The 20312-nt window shown below is 44.9% G+C and carries 11 protein-coding genes; 10 read left to right on the top strand and 1 reads right to left on the bottom strand.

Features of this window, described 5'->3' with window-relative positions; all coding sequences use genetic code 11:
• Positions 1-86: 86 nt before the first annotated feature.
• The 8 genes from BHV83_RS18405 to BHV83_RS18370 all read left to right on the top strand — a co-directional run bounded on the left by BHV83_RS18405 (position 87) and on the right by BHV83_RS18370 (position 13570).
• Entirely contained in the window at positions 87-671 is a 585-nt protein-coding gene (locus tag BHV83_RS18405) for an RNA polymerase sigma-70 factor (protein WP_005636233.1), read from the top strand.
• A gap of 118 nt (positions 672-789) precedes the next feature.
• Entirely contained in the window at positions 790-1815 is a 1026-nt protein-coding gene (locus tag BHV83_RS18400) for a FecR family protein (RefSeq protein WP_005636235.1), read from the top strand.
• Positions 1816-2013: 198 nt separating this feature from the next.
• Positions 2014-5493: a TonB-dependent receptor gene (locus tag BHV83_RS18395; protein WP_502687971.1), complete on the top strand. Its 3480-nt coding sequence runs from the start codon at positions 2014-2016 to the stop codon at positions 5491-5493.
• Between the two features lie 19 nt (positions 5494-5512).
• Positions 5513-7354, top strand: coding sequence for a RagB/SusD family nutrient uptake outer membrane protein (locus BHV83_RS18390; protein ID WP_286757878.1), 1842 nt, complete (start codon positions 5513-5515; stop codon positions 7352-7354).
• Between the two features lie 86 nt (positions 7355-7440).
• A complete protein-coding gene (locus BHV83_RS18385) occupies positions 7441-8505 on the top strand; it encodes a family 43 glycosylhydrolase (protein ID WP_046452157.1) in 1065 nt (354 codons plus the stop codon).
• Between the two features lie 16 nt (positions 8506-8521).
• Positions 8522-9517, top strand: a complete 996-nt coding sequence (locus tag BHV83_RS18380; RefSeq protein ID WP_005651025.1) for a glycoside hydrolase family 43 protein — start codon at positions 8522-8524, stop codon at positions 9515-9517.
• Between the two features lie 565 nt (positions 9518-10082).
• Positions 10083-12626: a GH116 family glycosyl-hydrolase gene (locus tag BHV83_RS18375; protein ID WP_046452156.1), complete on the top strand. Its 2544-nt coding sequence runs from the start codon at positions 10083-10085 to the stop codon at positions 12624-12626.
• Positions 12623-13570: an alkaline phosphatase family protein gene (locus tag BHV83_RS18370; protein ID WP_005636246.1), complete on the top strand. Its 948-nt coding sequence runs from the start codon at positions 12623-12625 to the stop codon at positions 13568-13570. The genes BHV83_RS18375 and BHV83_RS18370 overlap by 4 nt, the downstream gene beginning before the upstream one ends.
• Before the next feature lie 79 nt (positions 13571-13649).
• On the opposite strand, the gene BHV83_RS18365 is transcribed toward BHV83_RS18370, so the two are convergent.
• Entirely contained in the window at positions 13650-15143 is a 1494-nt protein-coding gene (locus tag BHV83_RS18365) for an IMP dehydrogenase (protein ID WP_005646461.1), read from the bottom strand.
• Between the two features lie 219 nt (positions 15144-15362).
• Between BHV83_RS18365 and BHV83_RS18360 the strand changes: the two genes are divergently transcribed.
• Both BHV83_RS18360 and BHV83_RS18355 read left to right on the top strand, forming a co-directional pair.
• On the top strand, positions 15363-16070 hold the full coding sequence (locus BHV83_RS18360) for a pirin family protein (RefSeq protein WP_286757877.1): 708 nt from the start codon (positions 15363-15365) through the stop codon (positions 16068-16070).
• Positions 16071-17270: 1200 nt separating this feature from the next.
• A complete protein-coding gene (locus tag BHV83_RS18355; protein ID WP_005636258.1) occupies positions 17271-20309 on the top strand; it encodes a SusC/RagA family TonB-linked outer membrane protein in 3039 nt (1012 codons plus the stop codon).
• Positions 20310-20312 lie beyond the last annotated feature (3 nt).

Genomic DNA, 20312 nt, shown 5'->3' with positions numbered 1-20312 from the left:
TTGCTTATATAGTTATCAATATTCCCCTTCTGCCGGCATTAAATGAAAAATATCTGTATTTTTGCTTTTTATAAAACAACAAATTCATGTCAGGAGAGATATATGTTCAGGATTTTGCAGCCTTGGAAACACTGTTCAAGCGTTTCTACAAACCTTTGCGGGCGTATGCTTTCCGTTTTGTGAATGATAAGGATTTGTCGGAAGATATTGTTCAGGATGTTTTTTATGAACTTTGGAAGCGGCGTGAAAGTATCCGTTTTGAGGATGAATCTGTAAAGTCTTATCTTTTCAAAGCCGTATATACGCATGCTCTGAATGCGTTGGATAAGAAACAACAGGATGTATACCCTTTGAAACCTGAGAGAGAGACGGATATATTGGATCAGTACGTTTCCTCTTATATGCAAAATTCCGAGCAGAGCTTGTTATTGAAAGAACTGGAAGAAGAAATCATGTCTTATATAAACACGCTTCCCCCTCAATGCCATAAAATATTTATGTTAAGCCGGAGCTATGGATTGAAGAACCGTGAGATTGCGGAACAACTGAATATTAGTATCAAAGCGGTTGAAAAGCAGATTAGCAAGGCTCTTTCCGGGTTGAAAGAATATCTTATCCAAAGGGACTTATTCCCTTTATTAGTGTTGGCTGTCACTTGTCTTTCTCTTTAGACAGCCAGAGGGTGGAACGAAAGTTTCATGCCGGAGAATAAAAAGAAACGTTAATTCTTTGTAGGATGAAGGTAGGGTAAAACTACCTTTTTTTGTATTACTAATAAATGAATCTGTAATGAAAGAAGAAACACACGATATCAACGAAATCATAATCCGTTATCTGGATGGCTCGGCTGAACTGGAAGAGAAGAGGCTATTGCTTCGATGGCTGAAACAATCGGATGATAATCGGGATGATTTTATTGCAACTCGTGACCTGTGGCTGTCTTGTAATGTCGCTGCCGGAAACGAGCTGGAGATCGATATCGCTTTGGGGAAACTGAAAAACCGTATCTTGCTGGAGCAGGGACGGATGGAGAGGAACTTGCCTGCGAAGAGAAATACATTATCGGTGGTTTTGCGTTGGACGCGGATTGCTGCCGTCTTGTTGCTTTTGCTGGGAATCGGTTATGGTATCGGCAGTTGGAAGGAGCATTCCGCTCCTGATGTCATCGTGCAAAACCAACTGATTACGGCAAAAGGAAGCAAAGGCCGGTTCACGTTGCCTGACGGATCGGTGGTTTGGCTGAATTCGGAAACTAAACTGACTTATCCGAATCAATTTGCCGATGACAGACGGTTGGTCTCTTTGGAGGGAGAAGCATATTTCGAGGTGGCGAAAGATGCGAAAAAGCCTTTTGTCGTACAGGCGGGAGAGATAGATGTAGAGGTCTTGGGGACCTGCTTCGATCTCGATAGCTATTCTTCCGGTGAATTTGTAAAGACCGCTTTGCTGAACGGTAGTGTGAAGATATCGGGAAAAGCCTTGAAAGATCCGGTTTACTTGAAACCGGATGAACTGTTTAGATACCGTAAGTCGGATCAGACCGCCTCTGTCGAAGAAGCCAAAGCCGGTTTATATACCGATTGGATCAAAGACCGCCTGGTATTTGACAACGACTGTCTGGCTGATATCTTAATCAGTATGGAGGGACGCTATAATATGGACATTGAATGCCCGAAGCAGTTTGCCGCTGCCACTCGTCTTTCTTTCACAATCCGGCAGGAGAGCATCGAAGAGGTGATGGAGGCGATGAGTCTGATTGCTCCGATTAGGTATGAGATAAAGAAAAATAAAGTATATATAACTCCTCGAAAATAAATGTTTAACTTTAAAAACAGATTGCTTATGGGAATAGACAAATGATGTTATTGTGAAAAAAGAGGATAGGTGTATGTGGGTTGCATTCGTCTGTCGAAAAAAATAATTAATCTATCGTCCGGTATTTGGTTTCGGCGATAAAGTTTAACTGAAAATCTATATAGAATATGATTTATTTTAACCGTTATGTTAACTTTCATGTTAAGTGGGCTTTATGCTACAGAGTCTTATTCTCAGACTGTCCGGATTAGCCTCAATATGAAAAACTCAACAGTCAAAGAGGTATTAAAGAAAATTGAAAATTGCAGTGAGTTTACGTTCTTTTATAATGACGAAATAATAGACGTGGACAAACGTGTCACATTGAATGCTGAGGATCTCAGTATATCAGATATACTGACTACAATTCTCCCGAATTGTAGTTATACGATATCGAATAAAAACATTATCATAACTGTCAAGGAGGCTGGCGTTCACCAGCAGGGAAAGATTGTCACCGGAGTTGTCCGCGATGTTAATGGCGAACCGGTTGTCGGAGCGAATGTTTCGGTAAAGGGCACTACCAACGGAACAATAACCGATATGGACGGGAAATTTACGCTGGAAGGCGTTTCTGCCGATTCTAAACTTTCGGTATCCTATATCGGTTACATGGCCCAAGAGATTGTAGTGGGTAATAAAGGGGCTTTCGAAATCGTATTGAAAGATGACACCCAAGCTCTTGAAGAAGTTGTTGTTGTCGGTTATGCTGCTCAGAAGAAGGTGAATTTGACCGGATCTGTAGCCAGTCTAAATTTTACGGATGAGAAGCTGAGCCGTCCGGTTACCACGATCGCCGCATCGTTGTCAGGTATGGCGGCTGGTGTCAATGTGATGAATACTAGTAGCCAGCCGAATGCCGAAGGTTCTTCCATCTTGATCCGTGGTGTGGGTACGATGAACGATGCTGGCCCACTGATCCTTGTGGACGGAATGGAGATGAGCCTCAATGAAGTGAATCCAAATGATGTGGCTTCGATCTCCATCTTGAAAGATGCCGCTTCTTGTGCCATTTACGGTAACAGAGGGGCTAATGGGGTAATCTTGGTTACGACGAAACGTGGTTCGGATGGAAAAATCAATGTGACCTATTCGGGCAAGTTTTCTTACCAGACTCCGGCCAAGCTGATTCGTCAGGTAACGGATTATGCGGATTATATGGAGTTTGTCAACGAAGGTTATCTCAACACGAACCAGGCGGCCAAGTTCTCCCAGTCGACGATCAATGAGTGGCGTGAAGCAGCTAATAACCCGAACGCGACGAATGTCGCTGGCATACCGAATTATGTGACGCATCCGAATACGGATTGGTATGATGTCGTTTATGACCCGAAATGGATGCAGGAACATACTATCAGCTTGACTGGTGCGGAAAAGCGTACTAACTATGCGATTTCGGGTACTTACCTGAATAATCCAGGTTTGGTTATCGAGTCGGGGGTAAAGAAATATTATTTGCGTAGTGACATCGAGTCGAGAGTAACCGATTTCCTGACTGTAGGAATGCGTGCTTGGGGGTATAACGCCGATCAGGATCGCAATAATCTGGGCGATATGTGGGGATTGAACATGCAGAAGGTGACCCCAGGTGTTTATCCTTATTATGACGGCAAATATGGTGGAATCGAAACTAACGAAGAAGACGGGCAGGCAGGAAACCCATTGCTGAATATGAGTAACTCGTATGGTTACTACAAGCAGAACAAATATTTCGTGAACCCGTATATAGAAGTGAAGTTCTTGAAAGACTTCAAGTTTACAGCCAACTTTTATTATGATCAGTTTACAAACCATCACAGATGGCAACCTTCTGATTATAAAGAACAGTACAGTTTCAACCGTACAATGACTTTGAGTACGCCTCCGACTTCTACGGATATGGCTACTTATAAGGTGTATGATTGGGAAAGACGTGAAAAGTACTGGAAAACCAATATGCTGGTGAGTTGGGCGCATACTTATGGAAAGCACGATGTGGGTGCATTGATCGGTTATGAAGAATCGCGTAACTGGGGAGACGAAGTGGATATTTGTAAGGAAGGTATGTCAAGTGTCAATTTGACAGACTTTGATGCCATGACGGATCCTTATTATATTAAGGGTTCTTCATACGAATATTCTTCTCGTTCTTGGTTCGGTCGCATCAATTATGCATTTGACAATCGTTACTTGTTCGAAATGAACATGCGTTATGATGGTTCTTCTCGTTTTTCTCCCGATTCTCGTTGGGGTCTGTTTCCTTCTTTCTCTGCCGGTTGGCGTATATCTGAAGAGGAATTTATGAAAGATATAGATTGGTTGAGTAATTTGAAGCTGCGTGCATCTTGGGGGAAGTTGGGTAATAATTCCATTGGTAATTACGAGTGGCAGGCACTTTACGGTTCAGGCTACAACTATGCGTTCAATAGCAATAAATCCAATGGTTTAGCCATGACTACTTTCTCCAACTACGCTTTGGAATGGGAGGAAACGGCTATTACCAATATAGGTCTTGATTTCGGTGTTTTGAACAACCGTTTGAACGGAACGATCGAAGTATATGACAAAAAAACGGATGGAATCTTATATCGCCCGACGCTTCCGGAATCTCTGAACCAATTTACTTCTCCGCTCCAGAATCTGGCAGGTGTTAACAACAAAGGGCTTGAAATTACTTTGGGTTGGAATGACCGTGTCGGAGATATCTCTTACTCAGTTTCAGGAAACTTTACTTATAATAAGAATAAAGTGACGAAATATAAAGGGGAGTTGGTCCGCGAATGGCGTACGGATGCCAACGGCAATAAAGTGTGGTATCAGAATGTTGGTACGGTAGCAAACGGTTCGTCCAACTTGATCGTGGAAGGCCACGAGATGAATGAATATTATATGATGAATCCATACAAAGGTAACGGTTCTTATTTCAATAGTGATGGGACAGTGAATATTAATGGGGGACCGAAAGACGGAATGATCCGTACTGAGGCTGATATGAAATGGTTGCAGGCGATGTTTGATGCTGGTTATAAGTTTTACCCAAACCAAGCGATCGGCAAAGATAAGATTTGGTATGGGGATATGATTTATGCTGACTATAACGGAGATGGTATTTATGGTAATGATGACGATCGCGATTTTCAAAGTGTTTCTTGGAGACCGAAATACTACTTCGGCTTGCAGGCAAGCATGACATGGAAGGGCTTTGACCTATCGATGAACTGGGCGGGAGCAGCCGGATTCAAGATCGATTATTACAAACAAACGCAAAACAGCGTCAGTGTTACGCACGGATATGGTCTCGGATATGACATTGCTTATGATCACTATTTCTTCGATCCTGAAAATCCGAATGATCCGCGTACGAACATTTATTCCGAAACGCCACGTCTCGTTGGTTATCAGAACAGCGGTCAGGCAAGTGCTACCAGTTCTTGGCATCTGAAGAATGGTAACTACATAAAGCTGAAAAACCTGACGATAGGCTATACCTTTCCGAAAGAATGGATGAAAGTAGCCTTCATTCAGAATGCACGAGTTTATCTGTCTGGCGAAAATTTACTGACAATCACTAAGTTCGAAGGTAGCGATCCGGAACGTATGGCCGGTGACGGTTATATGCCGATCCGCCAGTATACGGTTGGTGTTAATGTGACATTCTAATTAAATTGTGAAAAAAAGTATGGACAAGAATAATTTGGGAATTATAAAAGACATGGCAAAACTTTTTTCAGCAACAATTTTGTCAGGTTTGTTCTTTACAGGTTGTGTAGATATGGATTTGACTCCGAAAAACCAGCCGAGTGAAGGAGAGGTATGGGCAGATGCCACGATGGCTGAACAGACTGTTACCGGCTTATACAATGGATTGAACCATTTGTATAATGATAACTATAATATGTGGTTCGATTGCTTTTCGGCAGTGATGGATCGCGATGCGAACTGGCGTAACTTTGGTATGCTGTTTGGCAACCAGACGACATCAGGAGATGGTCCGAGTTGGATTTGGCATGACAACTATAAGTTTATCATCCGTTGCAATGATGTGATTGCTAATATGCCGGATGTGGTAGGGCTTCCGGAAGCGAAGAAAGCACGTTTGATTGCTGAAGCCAAATTTCTCCGTAGCTATTGGTATTATGAATTGAACTTGCTGTTTGGTGGTGTTCCTTATTATACAGAGCCAATCAAGAACATCGAAGAAGCGAAGGGTAGCCGTCTTTCTATGACGGATCTCTGGAATGAGTTGATTAAGGATTTGACTGATTGCATCAACGAGCCAAATTTGCCGGATAAATACAACAGCGGCGACAATGATTATGGTCACATTACGAAAGGTGCAGCGTATGCGCTCAGAGGCAAGATATACCTGTGGTTGGAGAACTGGGGGGCTGCTGAAGCTGACTTCAAAAAGGTCGGTGATTGTGGTTATCGCCTGTTTACTTCCGGTGCGAATGCCTATAAGATGTTGTTCAAGGAGGTCAATGAGCAGTGTGATGAGATGATCTTCTCTGTCCAGTGCATCGAAGAGGATGGTTATTGGAATTCTAAGAACCGGGGATTTGGTAATCGTTGTACTTATGGTTCCATGTGGAATAACTATTTGGTCAATCCGGATTTCGTTGATACCTATGAGTGTGCGGATGGAAGCAAGTTCGACTGGGCGAAGATCATTCCCGAGTATTATAAGTTGACGGTCAATGAACGCCGTGTCTTTTTCTTGCGTGATAACTTGACGGAATCAGAAATCGCAAATGCGAAAGAGCAGGGGGCCAATATGGATTATTATCTGCCGAGTGGCAATGAAGCTCGTATTCGCAAGGCCTACGAACAGCGTGATCCGCGTTTAGAAATGAGTGTCATTACGCCGTATGCCACCTATTTAGGAGGTGACGGAGGTGCTGATAATTACTTTACAAACCGCTATCCGTTCCGTAGCCAGTGGATAGAAACACAAAATGCGGATGGTACGATTACGCGTGAAGCGAGTGATTTGCGTACTGATACGCAGGCGATGTTTTATTATCTGAACCGTAAATTCGTGACGGAAGGAGTCGGTGAAGGTAGCCAAAAAGGTACTGGTATTGATATGCCGAAAATCCGGTATGCTGATGTTCTGTTGAACCTTGCTGAGGCATTGAACGAACAGGGCAAGATAGACGAAGCGGTTACTGTTGTCAATCAGGTACGTGCTCGTGCCGGTGCCCAATTGCTCAACTCCAATGTCCCAACGACCGTGATGGGCCAAGCTGATATGCGTGAACGTATCCGGAACGAACGGTATTGGGAATTGCTTGGTGAAGACCTGATTTACTTTGACGAACTTCGTTGGAAGACTTGGAAGGACAAAAAGTTTGCCACATATGACGACAACGGCAAACAGGTGGTGAACGGTCTGCGACAGGTTTGGGGACAGGCAACTTATCATTATGCGTGGGGGGGAGACCATTATTGGTTATATCCGATTCCGTATAACGAAACGCAGATGAACCCGAATATGGAACAGAATCCGGGTTGGAAGTAATGATTTTGTAAAGAAGAAGCTGTTGCAAAAGTTTATATTTTTGATATGTACTATTGTAATAGCTTCTTCATAAAAATAGATAGAAAATGAAGAATGTAAAAAAATTTTTCTTGTTGTCTTGTGCTATTTATTGCACTGCTTGTAGTGGAAATGGTAATACTGGAAATTCGGATGGGCAGGATATTCCGAAAGTTGATGATTCACAACTAGCTTATCATAATCCGGTGATACGGATTGCTGCACCTGATCCGACTGCCATGCGAGCAAAAGATGGTTATTTTTATTTATATGCGACTGAAGATATCCGTAACTTGCCGATTTTTCGATCAAGAGATATGGTGGAATGGGAAGAGATAGGAACTGCCTTCACTGATGAGACTCGTCCAGACTTCTTGCCCGACAACAAGGATGTCAAAGAACGTGCTCATCTTTGGGCCCCGGAGATTCGCTATGTGAAAGGCAAATATGTTCTTTTCTATTCTTTGGCGCAATGGGGTAATCATTGGGTTAGCACCGTTGGTTATGCCGTTTCCGATTCTCCCGAAGGTCCGTTCACACCGAAAGGCAAAGTATTTGACAGCCGTGAAGTGAATGTAGAGAACTCCATCGACCAGTATTTCTATGAGGAAGACGGCAAGTATTATATGCTTTGGGGGAGCTTCTTCGGAATTTATATCATGGAACTGGATGTGACAGATGATGTGATGATCACGCCTAAACTTGACACCAAGCGCCAGATCGCTGGCAACGCTTACGAAGGAATCAACCTGTGGAAACGCGACGGGTACTACTACCTCATCGGCTCTATCGGCTCTTGTTGCGAAGGACAGAAAAGCACCTACACCACAGTTGTGGCGCGTTCGAAAGACCTTTTCGGCCCGTATGTCGATAAACAGGGAGGACAAATGTTGGATAACAAGCATGAAGTAATCCTGCATAAGAATGACCGCTTTGTTGGGACCGGCCACAATTCCACCCTTCTCGAAGATGACGAAAAGAACACGTGGATGCTTTACCATGCTTTTGAACTGGAACGTTTGGATGCGCAACGGCAAGTTTTGTTGGACCGCATTTTGTGGGATGAAGACGGCTGGCCTTACGTTGATAAATTGGAGCCTTCTTACGGTGCGTTTCGTCCTGTTATTAAATAATTAAACTGATGATTTTATGAATAAGAAATGGATTACTTTATTGTTTTCGTTCTCCCTTTGTTTTTGCATGAGTTGTTCGGATTCCGAATCCGATAAAAAGGAAGAAGGAAAAGTAGAAGAAGAAAAGCCGGTAACTGTCTTGTCCAAGACGGTCCCTCTGGCTGATCCTTACATCTTGGTACATGACAGCCTCTACTATATTTACGGGACGAATGTCGGAACCGGTTTTGACGTCTATTACTCCAAAGACCTCGAATACTGGGAACGTGCCTCGGCTTTGTCGCTTAGCCATGCGAACTCGTACGGCGAATCGATGTTCTGGGCGCCGGAAGTCTATTATGTTGAAAAAGATAAGAAGTTCTACATGTTCTATTCGACGGAAGAGCATATTTGTGTTGCTACGGCAGATTCTCCTTTGGGTCCGTTCAAGCAGGACGAGCATAAGCCGATCCGCGAGGAAAAGAGCATCGATACTTCCGTCTTTTTTGACGAAGACGGAAAAGCCTATCTATATTTCGTTCGTTTCAACGACGGCAATGTCATCTGGTGCGCAGAGCTGAAAGAGAACCTGAAAGAGATCAAGGAAGAAACATTGACACAATGTTTCAAGGCCGAAGAACCGTGGGAATTGGTTCTTCCCAAAGTAGTGGAAGGTCCTTCCGTCTTTAAACAGAATGGCGTCTATTATCTGATTTATTCGGCAAACGGCTATACAAGCCAGGACTATGCGGTAGGCTTTGCCACATCGGATTCGCCTTTCGGCCCGTGGAAAAAGTACGAAGGCAATCCCGTGTTGCATAAGTGCGATGGGCTAGTTGGCGTCGGTCACGGTGCTCCTTTTGTTGATATGGAAGGTAAGATGCGCTATGTTTTCCATGCGCACAAAAGTGAGTCTGAGATACATCCTCGCAATTCGTTTGTCGTAGATATGTTTGTCAAGGATAGTATTGTTTCGTTAGGAGGAAATATTGTTCGTCCGATGGTGGTAGACAGGCTGCCATCCGGTAAATAAGGTATAGAAAGTAAGGCATCGCTTTACAAGTGCTAACCCTATGAGTTACGATGGCTAATGCATAAGGTTAGCCATCGTAATGCAATTGATACAAAATCCGGGTTATAATTCCCTTCTTATCCTGATCTGGGAAGGGAGTTATTGTATAACATTGTTTCATTAACAACAAAACACATTCGTTTACTATAGGCAATTCTCCGGGAGTTCAGCTTTTCCACAATGTCAGGTTATTCTGTTTTTTGAGCATAAAGGGATTTTGTTTTTCGATTTCCTGCCGTGCTCGTTTTGCTGGTTGCTTATTAATTTGGGTATAAAAGAGAAAAATGTCAGACACGGATTGCTTGGGGTTTCAATCCAAACAGTAAAACGTCCCAATAAGGGTTGTTGTTTGTTTTGCTAACATAGCTTATCCTCTTTGGCAAGCTTTTGAACCTTTCAAGATTATAACTCTCCGATGTAATAATGGGTATATCGGATATCTTTTCCGTTAAAAAAGGCCGAAATGGATAATATTTAAGTATATTAGCCCTTTGAGCATTGTATGCCTTGAACTAATTTTGGAGTTATGAATAGATTAAAGCTGTTAACGATTTGTATGTTTGTTTCCGGAGCCGTCTTTTCCCAAGAATGGAAGCCGCAAACATGGCCGGTTTTGAAACAATATGACCGGGAACATCTTTACCAGGTGGCATTGCCTTTGGGAGGAATCGGGACTGGAACGGTCTCTTTGGGAGGCCGGGGAGAGTTGCGGGATTGGGAGATTATGAATGTCCCTGGTAAGAAATATAGTACGGTGACGACCGGCAATAATGCACCTTTTTTTGCAATTTATGCAAAACCGCAGACGGGAGAGGCTATGACTACCCTGCTTGCAGGCCCTTTATATCCGCAGGAGTATTTGCATTATGAGGGGCGGCCGGTGAACCATCACGGTATGCCGCGTTTTGCCGATGCTACTTTCGAGGCGGCTTATCCGTTCGGACAAGTGCATCTTTCCGACCGGCAATTGCCGGTGAAAGTGACGGTCAAAGGATTCAATCCGTTGGTACCGGGAGACGCAGATGCCAGTGGCATGCCGATTGCCGTGTTGGCTTATGAGGTGACAAATACGACCGACCGTCCTTTGGAGGTAGCCGTTTGTGGTTCGATGCGCAATTTTATCGGGAAGGACGGCAGTAAGTTCAGGACTGACTGGAAAGGAGATTACATTCCGACAGGCGCGAAAGACAATAAAAACCAGTTTCGTAAAAAGAACGGCTTGCAAGGCCTCTACCTATATTCGGACGGGGTAGATAAGAATGATCCGGCTTATGGAACGGTGGCCTTGACCACTCAGGCAGTAGAAGGGGTCACCTACCGGACTTCTTCGCGGGCGGATAATTGGAATAATGGTATTCTTAACTTTTGGGATGATTTTAGTGCTGATGGCGAACTGACGGAGCGGGACAGACAGGAGGATGAAGACCCGATGGCTTCGCTGGCGGTAAAGAAGACAGTGGGACCTGGCAGTACGGAAACGTTTACTTTCTACCTGACTTGGAATTTCCCGAACCGGAAAGCTTGGTCGGAAACAATTGTCGGGAACTATTACAGCACTCGGTTCCCGGATGCCTGGGAAGCGGCCGAGGCAATCGTACCTCAGATTCCGGAAATGGAAAGGCAGACGCTCTCTTTTGTGCATGCCTTCCTGAAATCGACTTATCCTGATGTTGTCAAAGAGGCTGCTTTGTTTAATCTGGCAACATTGCGTTCGCAAACGGTCTTTCGTTTACCTAGCGGACATTTGATGGGATGGGAAGGCGTGATGGATCGTTTCGGTTCTTGTGCCGGCAGCTGCACGCATGTTTGGAACTACGAGGTGGCGACACCGTTTCTTTTCGGTGAATTGGCAAAGACGATGCGTGATGTGGAATTCAACTATGCGACGAAAGAAAACGGGCTGATGAATTTCCGGGCTTCCTTGCCTTTATCGGAAGCAGCGAAAGGTAATTCGGCTGCGGCGGACGGCCAGATGGGATGTGTCATGAAGATTTACCGGGATTGGCAGTTGTCGGGAGACGATGAGTTCCTGCAAAAGAATTGGGGGCAAGTAAAGAAAGTGCTTGCTTATGCCTGGACCGACAAAGGTTGGGATGGCAATCAGGACGGCATCATGGAAGGTTCGCAGCATAACACGATGGATGTGAACTATTTCGGTCCGAATCCTCAAATGGGCTTCTGGTATATGGGAGCCTTAAAGGCGGCTGAGAAAATGGCTTTAGCCATGAAGGATAAGACGTTTGCCAAGAAATGCAATACTTTGTTCCGGCAGGGAAGCATCTGGATGGATGCCAATCTGTTTAACGGGGAATATTATGAACATAAGATAACCGATCCCGAAACATTTGAATATCTGGATATGCGGAATCCGGACGTGAAGGTTCCGCCGTTTCAATTGGGAAAAGGTTGCCTGGTCGATCAGTTGGTCGGACAGTATATGGCCCATATATGCGGTTTGGGATATCTGGGAGATAAGGAGCATATCCGTACGACATTGGGAAGTATCATGAAATATAATTATGTGAAGGATTTCAGCCGTTACTTTAATAATATGCGTTCGTATGTGATGGGAGATGAGTCCGGTCTGCTGATGGCCTCCTGGCCGAAAGGACGACTGGAAGTCCCTTTCCCTTACTTTGCCGAAGTGATGACCGGTTTCGAATATTGTGCCGCTGTCGGCATGATATACGAAAGTATGGAAAAGGAGGCCTTGACTTGCATCCGTGCGATTCGTGACCGTCATGACGGGGCGAAGCGGAATCCGTTCAGCGAGGCGGAGTGCGGACATCACTATGCCCGTTCGATGGCAAGTTGGGCAGCAGTAATCGCGTTGAGCGATTTCCAATATTCAGGAGTGGATCGACGGATGCATTTCACGGACCGGCCGGGATGTTATTTCTGGAGCAACGGTTATGCCTGGGGTACTTGTACCGTTACAGATGATACTGCTACGATCGAAGTCCTGAAAGGTTCTTTACAGTTGGACAAGTTGGTTATTGGAGATAAAGAGAAGCGGTTGAAGAATTTCAGACTTGCTTCAGGGGAAAATCGTATAATAAAATTATCATGAAAAATTCAAGAAGAACATTTTTCAAGCAAGGGCTTGCAGGTGCGTTGGCTTTAGGTTCGGCATCTCTTCCCGTTTCTGCTGCTGCTATGACGGATGGGGTTGGCAAAGCGAAAGCCAAGCGTGTAGTCCTGATATCTCTCGATGGTATCTGTGTGGAAGGATTTCTGAAAGCAAGAACTCCGAATTTGGAAGCCTTGCTGGCTGATGGTTCCCTTTCGCTTGATACGCGGGTGGTTATGCCTTCGGTGACTTTGCCCAATTGGACAAGCCATTTGACGGGAAGTGGTCCGGAACAGCATGGAGTTGTTGACAACAGTTGGGAAATATCCAAATTCAAGCTGCCTGCCATCCATACGGACAGTGATGGTTATTATCCATCGGTATTTAAAATCCTTAAGGATGCAGTTCCGCAGATGAAGACGGCTTTTTATTATAACTGGATAAATCTGTTCTATCCGTATAACAAGAAGTATTTGGATGAAGTCAGCTATTTGGAACAGGATGCTTATGTCCCGAATTATGAAAAGGCATTTTCTTTTCTGAAGGCTAATGAAGGTAATCCCACTTTGGTATTCCTTTATTCCGTGCATACCGATCATGCCGGGCATAAACATAAATGGATGTCTCCGGAATATATCAAGTCTATTGAAGAAGCGGATGTCGAGATCGGGAAATTTCTTGAAAAGATGAAACGGGACGGCTTGTATAAAGACACTCATTTTATGTTCCTGACGGATCACGGAGGTATTGAATACGGACATGGCGGAGTCAGCACGAATGAGATGATTGTTCCCTGGGGGATCACCGGTCCCGGAATACGCAAAGGGTTCAAGATCACGGAACCCAATAATACTGTGAATACGGCAGCTACGATCCTCCGTTTGTTTGATGTGGAGAAACCTTTACCTTGGACAGGGGAGGTATTAAGCTCTATATTCAAGTAAGTTGTATCTGTAAGTAAACCTAAATAAAAAAGAGTATCCGACTTTCCCGGATACTCTTTTTTTATGAATAGTCTGTCTCTTAGTTCTGTTCCTTCAAGATCACGTCATGCGCTCCGCCTTCCACGATACTGGTTGAGGAAACCAATGTGATTTTGGCGTTCTTCTGCAAATCGGGAATGGTGATAGCTCCGCAGCTGCACATCGTGGCGATTATTTTGCCCAATGTGAGGTTGAGGTTGTCTTTCATCTTTCCAGCGTATGGCACATAGCTGTCGACACCTTCTTCGAACTTAAGTGCTTCGCTGCCGCCCATGTCGTAACGCTGCCAGTTCTTGGCGCGGTTCGAACCTTCGCCCCAGTATTCCTTTACGAAATTGTTACCGATTTTCATCTTCTTCGTCGGAGATTCGTCGAAGCGGGCGAAATAACGTCCCATCATCAGGAAGTCCGCACCCATCGCCAAAGCAAGAACCATGTGATAGTCATGCACCAGACCGCCGTCGCTGCAAATGGGCACATAGATACCTGTCTTTTTCATATATTCGTCGCGTGCCTGTGCCACGTCGATCAATGCGGTAGCCTGTCCGCGGCCGATACCTTTCTGTTCACGGGTGATACAGATGGAACCGCCACCGATACCCACCTTGATGAAATCGGCTCCGGCTTCGACCAGGTAGTCGAAACCTTCCTTATCGACAACATTTCCGGCACCGACCAGCACTTTGTCACCATACGTTTTCTTGATCCATTGCAGTGTTGCCTGCTGCCATTCGGAATAGCCGTCGGACGAGTCGATACACAATACGTCGACACCCGCTTCAACCAGCGCAGGAACACGTTCCATATAGTCGCGTGTGTTGATCCCCGCGCCTACGAGCAGTTTCTTATCGCTGCCGGACAACTCTTTCGGATTGTCGCGGTGGCTGTCGTAGTCTTTGCGGAAGACGAAATATTGCAAGTTCTGTTCCTTGTCGATGATCGGCAACGTGTTCAGTTTGTGATCCCAGATGATTTGGTTGGCTTCACTCAATGTCATGCCCAGTTCGCCGACGATCAGTTTGGAGAACGGAGTCATGAATTCTTTCACCTTCTTGTCGGGAGAATCCTTTTCGGCACGATAGTCGCGACTGGTCACCATACCCAGCAATTTACCGTTAGGAGTACCGTCGTCCGTCACACCGATCGTAGAGTGTTCGGTGCGCTGTACCAGAGCGATTACATCTGCCAACGTATTTTCAGGCGTCAGATTGGAGTCGCTGATTACAAAACCGGCTTTGAACTTCTTTACTTTCCGGACCATTTCGGCTTGGCTGTCGATAGGTTGTGAACCGAAGATGAAAGACAGTCCTCCGTTGCGGGCCAGTTCGATGGCCAACTTGGGACCGGACACGGATTGCATGATCGCTGAAACAAAAGGAATGTTTAGTTCGATCGCAGGCTTTTCGCCCACTTTGTGTTTCACAAGCGGAGTTTTCAGCGAAACGTTGGTTGGCACACATTGTTTGGTTGTTAAACCTGGAATAAGCAAGTATTCGCCGAATGTTCTTGATACATCGTTTAAGTAAACTGCCATAGTGTTTATATTTACGGGATGATTTTATTAGGGTACAAAAGTACTCAATTCTCTTGTATCATGTATTGTCGAGACTAAAGAAAATTATGTTTTTGCCTATTTTCTCTCTTTCGTGTATGGGGAAGCCAAGAATATCCGGACATCGGTGCCAGCCCGTATCAGCAACTTTTCCATAATCCGGAGTGTTATATGGATGAAATTAACAAAGGAGGATTATTTATGAAAACAGTAGTGGATAAAGCCAATACTCGCGGGTATGCAAATCATGGATGGCTGAAGACCCATCACACTTTTGGTTTTGCCAATTACTACAACCCGAAGCGAGTACATTTTGGCATGCTTCGGGTCCTGAATGACGACTCTGTCGCTCCGGGGGAAGGGTTCGATACACATCCACACAAGAATATGGAAGTCATCTCTATTCCGTTGAAAGGATATTTGCGTCACGGCGACAGTATCCGGAACAGCGAAGTGATTACTCCGGGCGATATCCAAGTGATGAGTGCAGGTACGGGGATTTTCCATAGCGAGTTCAATGATAGCGGTGAAGAGCAGCTGGATTTCCTCCAGATCTGGGTGTTCCCGCGCGAGGAGAATACAGCACCTCATTATAAAAGCTATGATATCCGCCCCGTTTTGAAGAAGAATGAGTTGGGAGTGATGATTGCGCCGGACGGCTCCGCCCCGGCTTCCATCAACCAGGATGCCTGGTTCTCGATGGGTACGTTGGATGCGGGACTGGTGAAGGAATACAAACTGCATGGCAAGAAGAACGGCGTTTACCTGTTCGTGATCGAAGGCGAAGTGGAGGTTGCCAACACAGTCCTTTCCAAACGTGACGGCGCCGGTTTCTGGGACACCGACAGCATTGCCATAGAGGTATTGAAACATGCGACCGTACTTTTGATGGAAGTTCCGATGGAATGATCTTTGTCAAAATGACAAAACGTCAAACAGGCTCCGGTTTCTATTGGCTGTAGCCGGGATAAGGATCGGACGGCTGTGTTTATCGTATTCTCGCGGAGATAAGGATTTCCGTTCTGCCACCGGAATGGAGTCATATGAATCTTTTTGTCTGCTGAAAGGATGCCGATCAGCTTATGTCTGCCGGCCGTGATAGAAATAGTCGAGGATAGCAGGCAAAATGATTATCCGGAACCGTCCGTCCGACGGATGCTTCCAGACAAAATAGAACGTTTCCGGCAATGTTTTTTCTCAAAATAGGGGACCGGATCTTATAAAAGTGCCGACTTTCTTGCATGAAGGTCGGCACTTTTGTCGTAAAAGGTCCTTATCTTTCTGTCTGTATGTGCCTATGTATGCTCGAATACATGCTTATGAAACCTGGAACATATGCCTATGGAGCAGGGAATACATGCAAATGTAGCTTGATTTACCTTGCGGGAGAGTCTGTAAGGGCGGACTTGCTATATTGAAGTGTCAGCCTAATTGTTTGATCGGTAATAAAATGTCCGGTAAGATAGAGACGGGGTGTTATTTTGATTTATCAGAATACTTGTGCTGGCAGAAGTACAGAAAAGCCTTTTCATCCCTTTATAAAAAATCAATCGGGGAAACTTCTTGTTGGAAAGAAAAGAACTACAGTCTTAATAGAACTACGGTATTTTTACAAACCTACCGTGTATTGTAATTGAAAATTCATTAAAAACACATTACCAAACTCTTACCTCGGATATGTTTTAACAATACCATTCAGTTGGGCGTAAAATTAAACAAAAATATCCAAATAAAAAGATTGATTTCCAAAAAGTTTCAAAGGAAGAGACATTGGAAAGTTCTCAAACTGCTTATAATGTACTACTGCAGATATACTTATTTATTTGAAAAACTTCGTTTGAGGGGATGAAAAGTAAGACCTATATCCGCTTCTGTTAATATTCAAACCATATCATAAAATCCGAAAACAAATACCGTAGTTCTATTAAGACTATAGTCATTTTAACTGCCTGTATTAATTAAAAATAGTTTATATGGACAACTTAAATATATAGGCCTATGAGATAGGAATAGAGAAAACTGACAGAAAGACTTTAAGTCTTGTTTAGAGTGTGATAAGCCTCAGGCTTAGATCGATTTATTATTAACCTTTTTATAATAATACAGAAAATGCAACAAAAACAGAATTGTGGCCATCCTCTAAGAAGGAAAGGTTCAATATCTCGAGTATCGAAAGTCACTTGCGGACTGCTCTTTTGTCTGACGACAGGAGTATTTGCGGCTGGTGAGAATGTTGAATTGTTAACCTCGGATCGGATAGAGAATGCAGTGCCTGATCAAGTAGGAAAGACCGTGACGATTATGGTTCAGGATGAAATGGGACCGGTAGCGGGAGCTAATGTTGTTGTGAAAGGAACTACGAACGGAAATATCTCGGATATGGACGGAAAGGTCGTTTTGCAGAATGTTCCCAACAACTCGACTTTAGTGATTTCCTTTATCGGTTATACAACTCAGGAAGTGAAGGTCAGCAACCAGGCAACCATCCATGTGAAGCTGGTTGAAGATGCCAAAGCATTGGAAGAAGTTGTGGTGATCGGCTATGGTTCTTTGGACAAGAAGCAGGTGACCAGCGCCATCACCTCGTTGAAGGCCGATGACCTGATGGTCGGTGTGAGCGGGGCGGATATCTCGGCGTCCTTGCAAGGCAAGATCGGCGGTTTGGTGATGAACAACTTGGGAAGTGCCAATTCCGGTACGACATTCCAGCTTCGCGGTATGACTTCCATCAATTCAGGAAAGGCTCCTCTTATCGTGATAGATGGTTTTCCTGGTGGCGATATCCGTTCGTTGACGCAGGATGATATCAAGTCTATCGATGTGTTGAAAGATGCTTCTGCCGGTGCTATCTACGGAACACGTGCAGCCGCCGGTGTGATCCTGATTACGACCAAGAGCGGCTCGGATACGAACGGGAAAGTGAGACTCACGTACAGCAACGAGTTTACGAAAAAACAAAACTACAATGCTCCCGAAATGTTGTCCGGCCGTGAATATGCCGAACATAATATCGGTACGGATTACGGTTCCGATACAAACTGGTGGGATGAGTTGATTAATAAGGGCAACTTCTCCCAAAAACACCATCTTGCATTGGAAATGGGTACGGAAAAGGCACAGGTTTATACTTCTTTCTTCTATGAAAAGAACCAGGGTATCGCGTTGCAGGACGAACGTCAGGATTATGGCGGACGTGTGAACGCATCTTTCAAGTTGTTCGATGATTGGCTGGAAGTCCGTCCGGCCGTGGATTATCGCCAGGCTGCCCGTAACAACCACTATCCGAATTTCCAGCAAGCCATGCGTAACAACCCGACCCGCTCGCCGTACGATCCGGATAGCGAAACAGGCTATAACGTATGGATCAACGAATCGTTGGACTATAACGTCGTTGCGGATGCCATGCTGGAAGATTACTACGGATTGGATAAATGGTTCAAGCCGGAAGTAAACCTGAAGTTGAATATCAAGCCTATTCCGGGTTTGAATTACCAGCAGGTTGTCGGGTATGAAAACCGTCAATGGGAATTGCACCAATATTGGCCCAGCACACACCGAAGCGAAATTGACAATTCGCGTAAGGGGCATGCCCACCTGGCTTTCAGCAAGACGGAAAACCTGACTTCGGAAGGATATTTCTCCTATGTAAAAGACTTTAAAGGAGGACATAATCTGAATGCAACGGCCGGTTATTCTTATTTTGAGGTCAACGGGGAAAACTTCGGTATGGACAACTATAATTTCTCGGTCGATGGCATCAAGTACTGGGATATAGGCCAGGGCAGCTACCTGACGGATGGCAAGGCCGGCATGAGCTCCGGCAAATCGGTTACGGAACGTCTGTTCTCTTTCTTTGCCCGTGCCAATTATTCCTACCAGGATAAATATATGCTTTCCGCATCTATCCGGCATGAGGGCTCTTCCAAGTTTGCGGCCGACAACCGTTGGGCGAACTTCTGGTCTGCAACGGCAGGATGGCGTATCTCGAACGAAGAGTTCATGAAAGACTTTGACTGGCTGGACGACTTGAAGATCCGTTTCGGTTACGGTGTGACCGGTAATAATGACTTTAGTGCGACTTATATGGCCAATATGTTAGGCTCGGACACGAACTGGATGATGCCGAACGGAACATGGGCGTACTCATACGGTAAATCGCAAAATGTCAATCCTAATTTGGGATGGGAAGAAAAGAAGGAGTGGAACTTGGGTGTCGATTACTCTTTCTTTGAAGGACGCTTGTATGGTAAGTTCGACTACTATCGGCGTGAGGTGGATAACCTTCTGTTCAGTGTGAAGGTCCCGCAACCACCTTATACGCAGGGCAGCCAGATGCAGAATATCGGTAGTATGGAAAGTAAAGGTTGGGAGTTCGAAGTCGGTGGCGACATTATTCGTACAAAAGACTTCACTTGGTCTTCCAGCATGAACCTGAGCCATAATACCGGAAAGATCCTGACGTTGGAGGGTGACAACTCCTATCATAACGGTAATGGTTTCGTGGCTCCGGGAACTCCGGGCGATGCAGCCCGTATGGAAGCCGGTTCGACAATCGGTTCTTTCTATATGTGGAAGTTCGCAGGGTTCGATGACGAGGGCAGTTTCTTGCTGTATAACAAGGATGGCGAGGTGATCCCGGCTGCACAGAAAACGGAGAACGACAAACAGTATATAGGCAACTATACTCCGAAACTGATTATCGGGTGGAGCCATACCTTGACTTATAAGAACTTCGATTTAGGCATCAACCTGCGTAGCTGGATCGATTTCGACGTGTATAATACGATCAATATGTATTACGGCATCCAGGGACAGGGCAACCTGAATGTTTTGAAAGACGCTTACGGCAAGTTCAACCACATCAAGGGCGAAAAGCAGATTTGCGACTATTTCCTGGAAGACGGTACATTCCTGAAAATCGATGCGATCACGCTGGGTTATACGCTTCCGATGAAGAAGTACACGAACAACCTGATCGACCGGATTCGTATTTATGGTACGGTGGGTAACGTTTGCACGATCACCGGCTATAGCGGCATGAACCCGGAGGTGGATATCACGGGCTGGGATAAAGGAACGGAAAAGTTCTGGAGCGATTTTTATCCGGTCGTCCGTACTTGGACATTAGGTATGCAGTTTAACTTCTAATAC

The sequence above is a fragment of the Parabacteroides sp. merdae-related_45_40 genome, assembly GCF_001915675.1.
The sequence above is the reverse complement of the archived record's forward strand: the minus strand, read 5'-3'. Positions and strand labels throughout refer to the sequence as shown.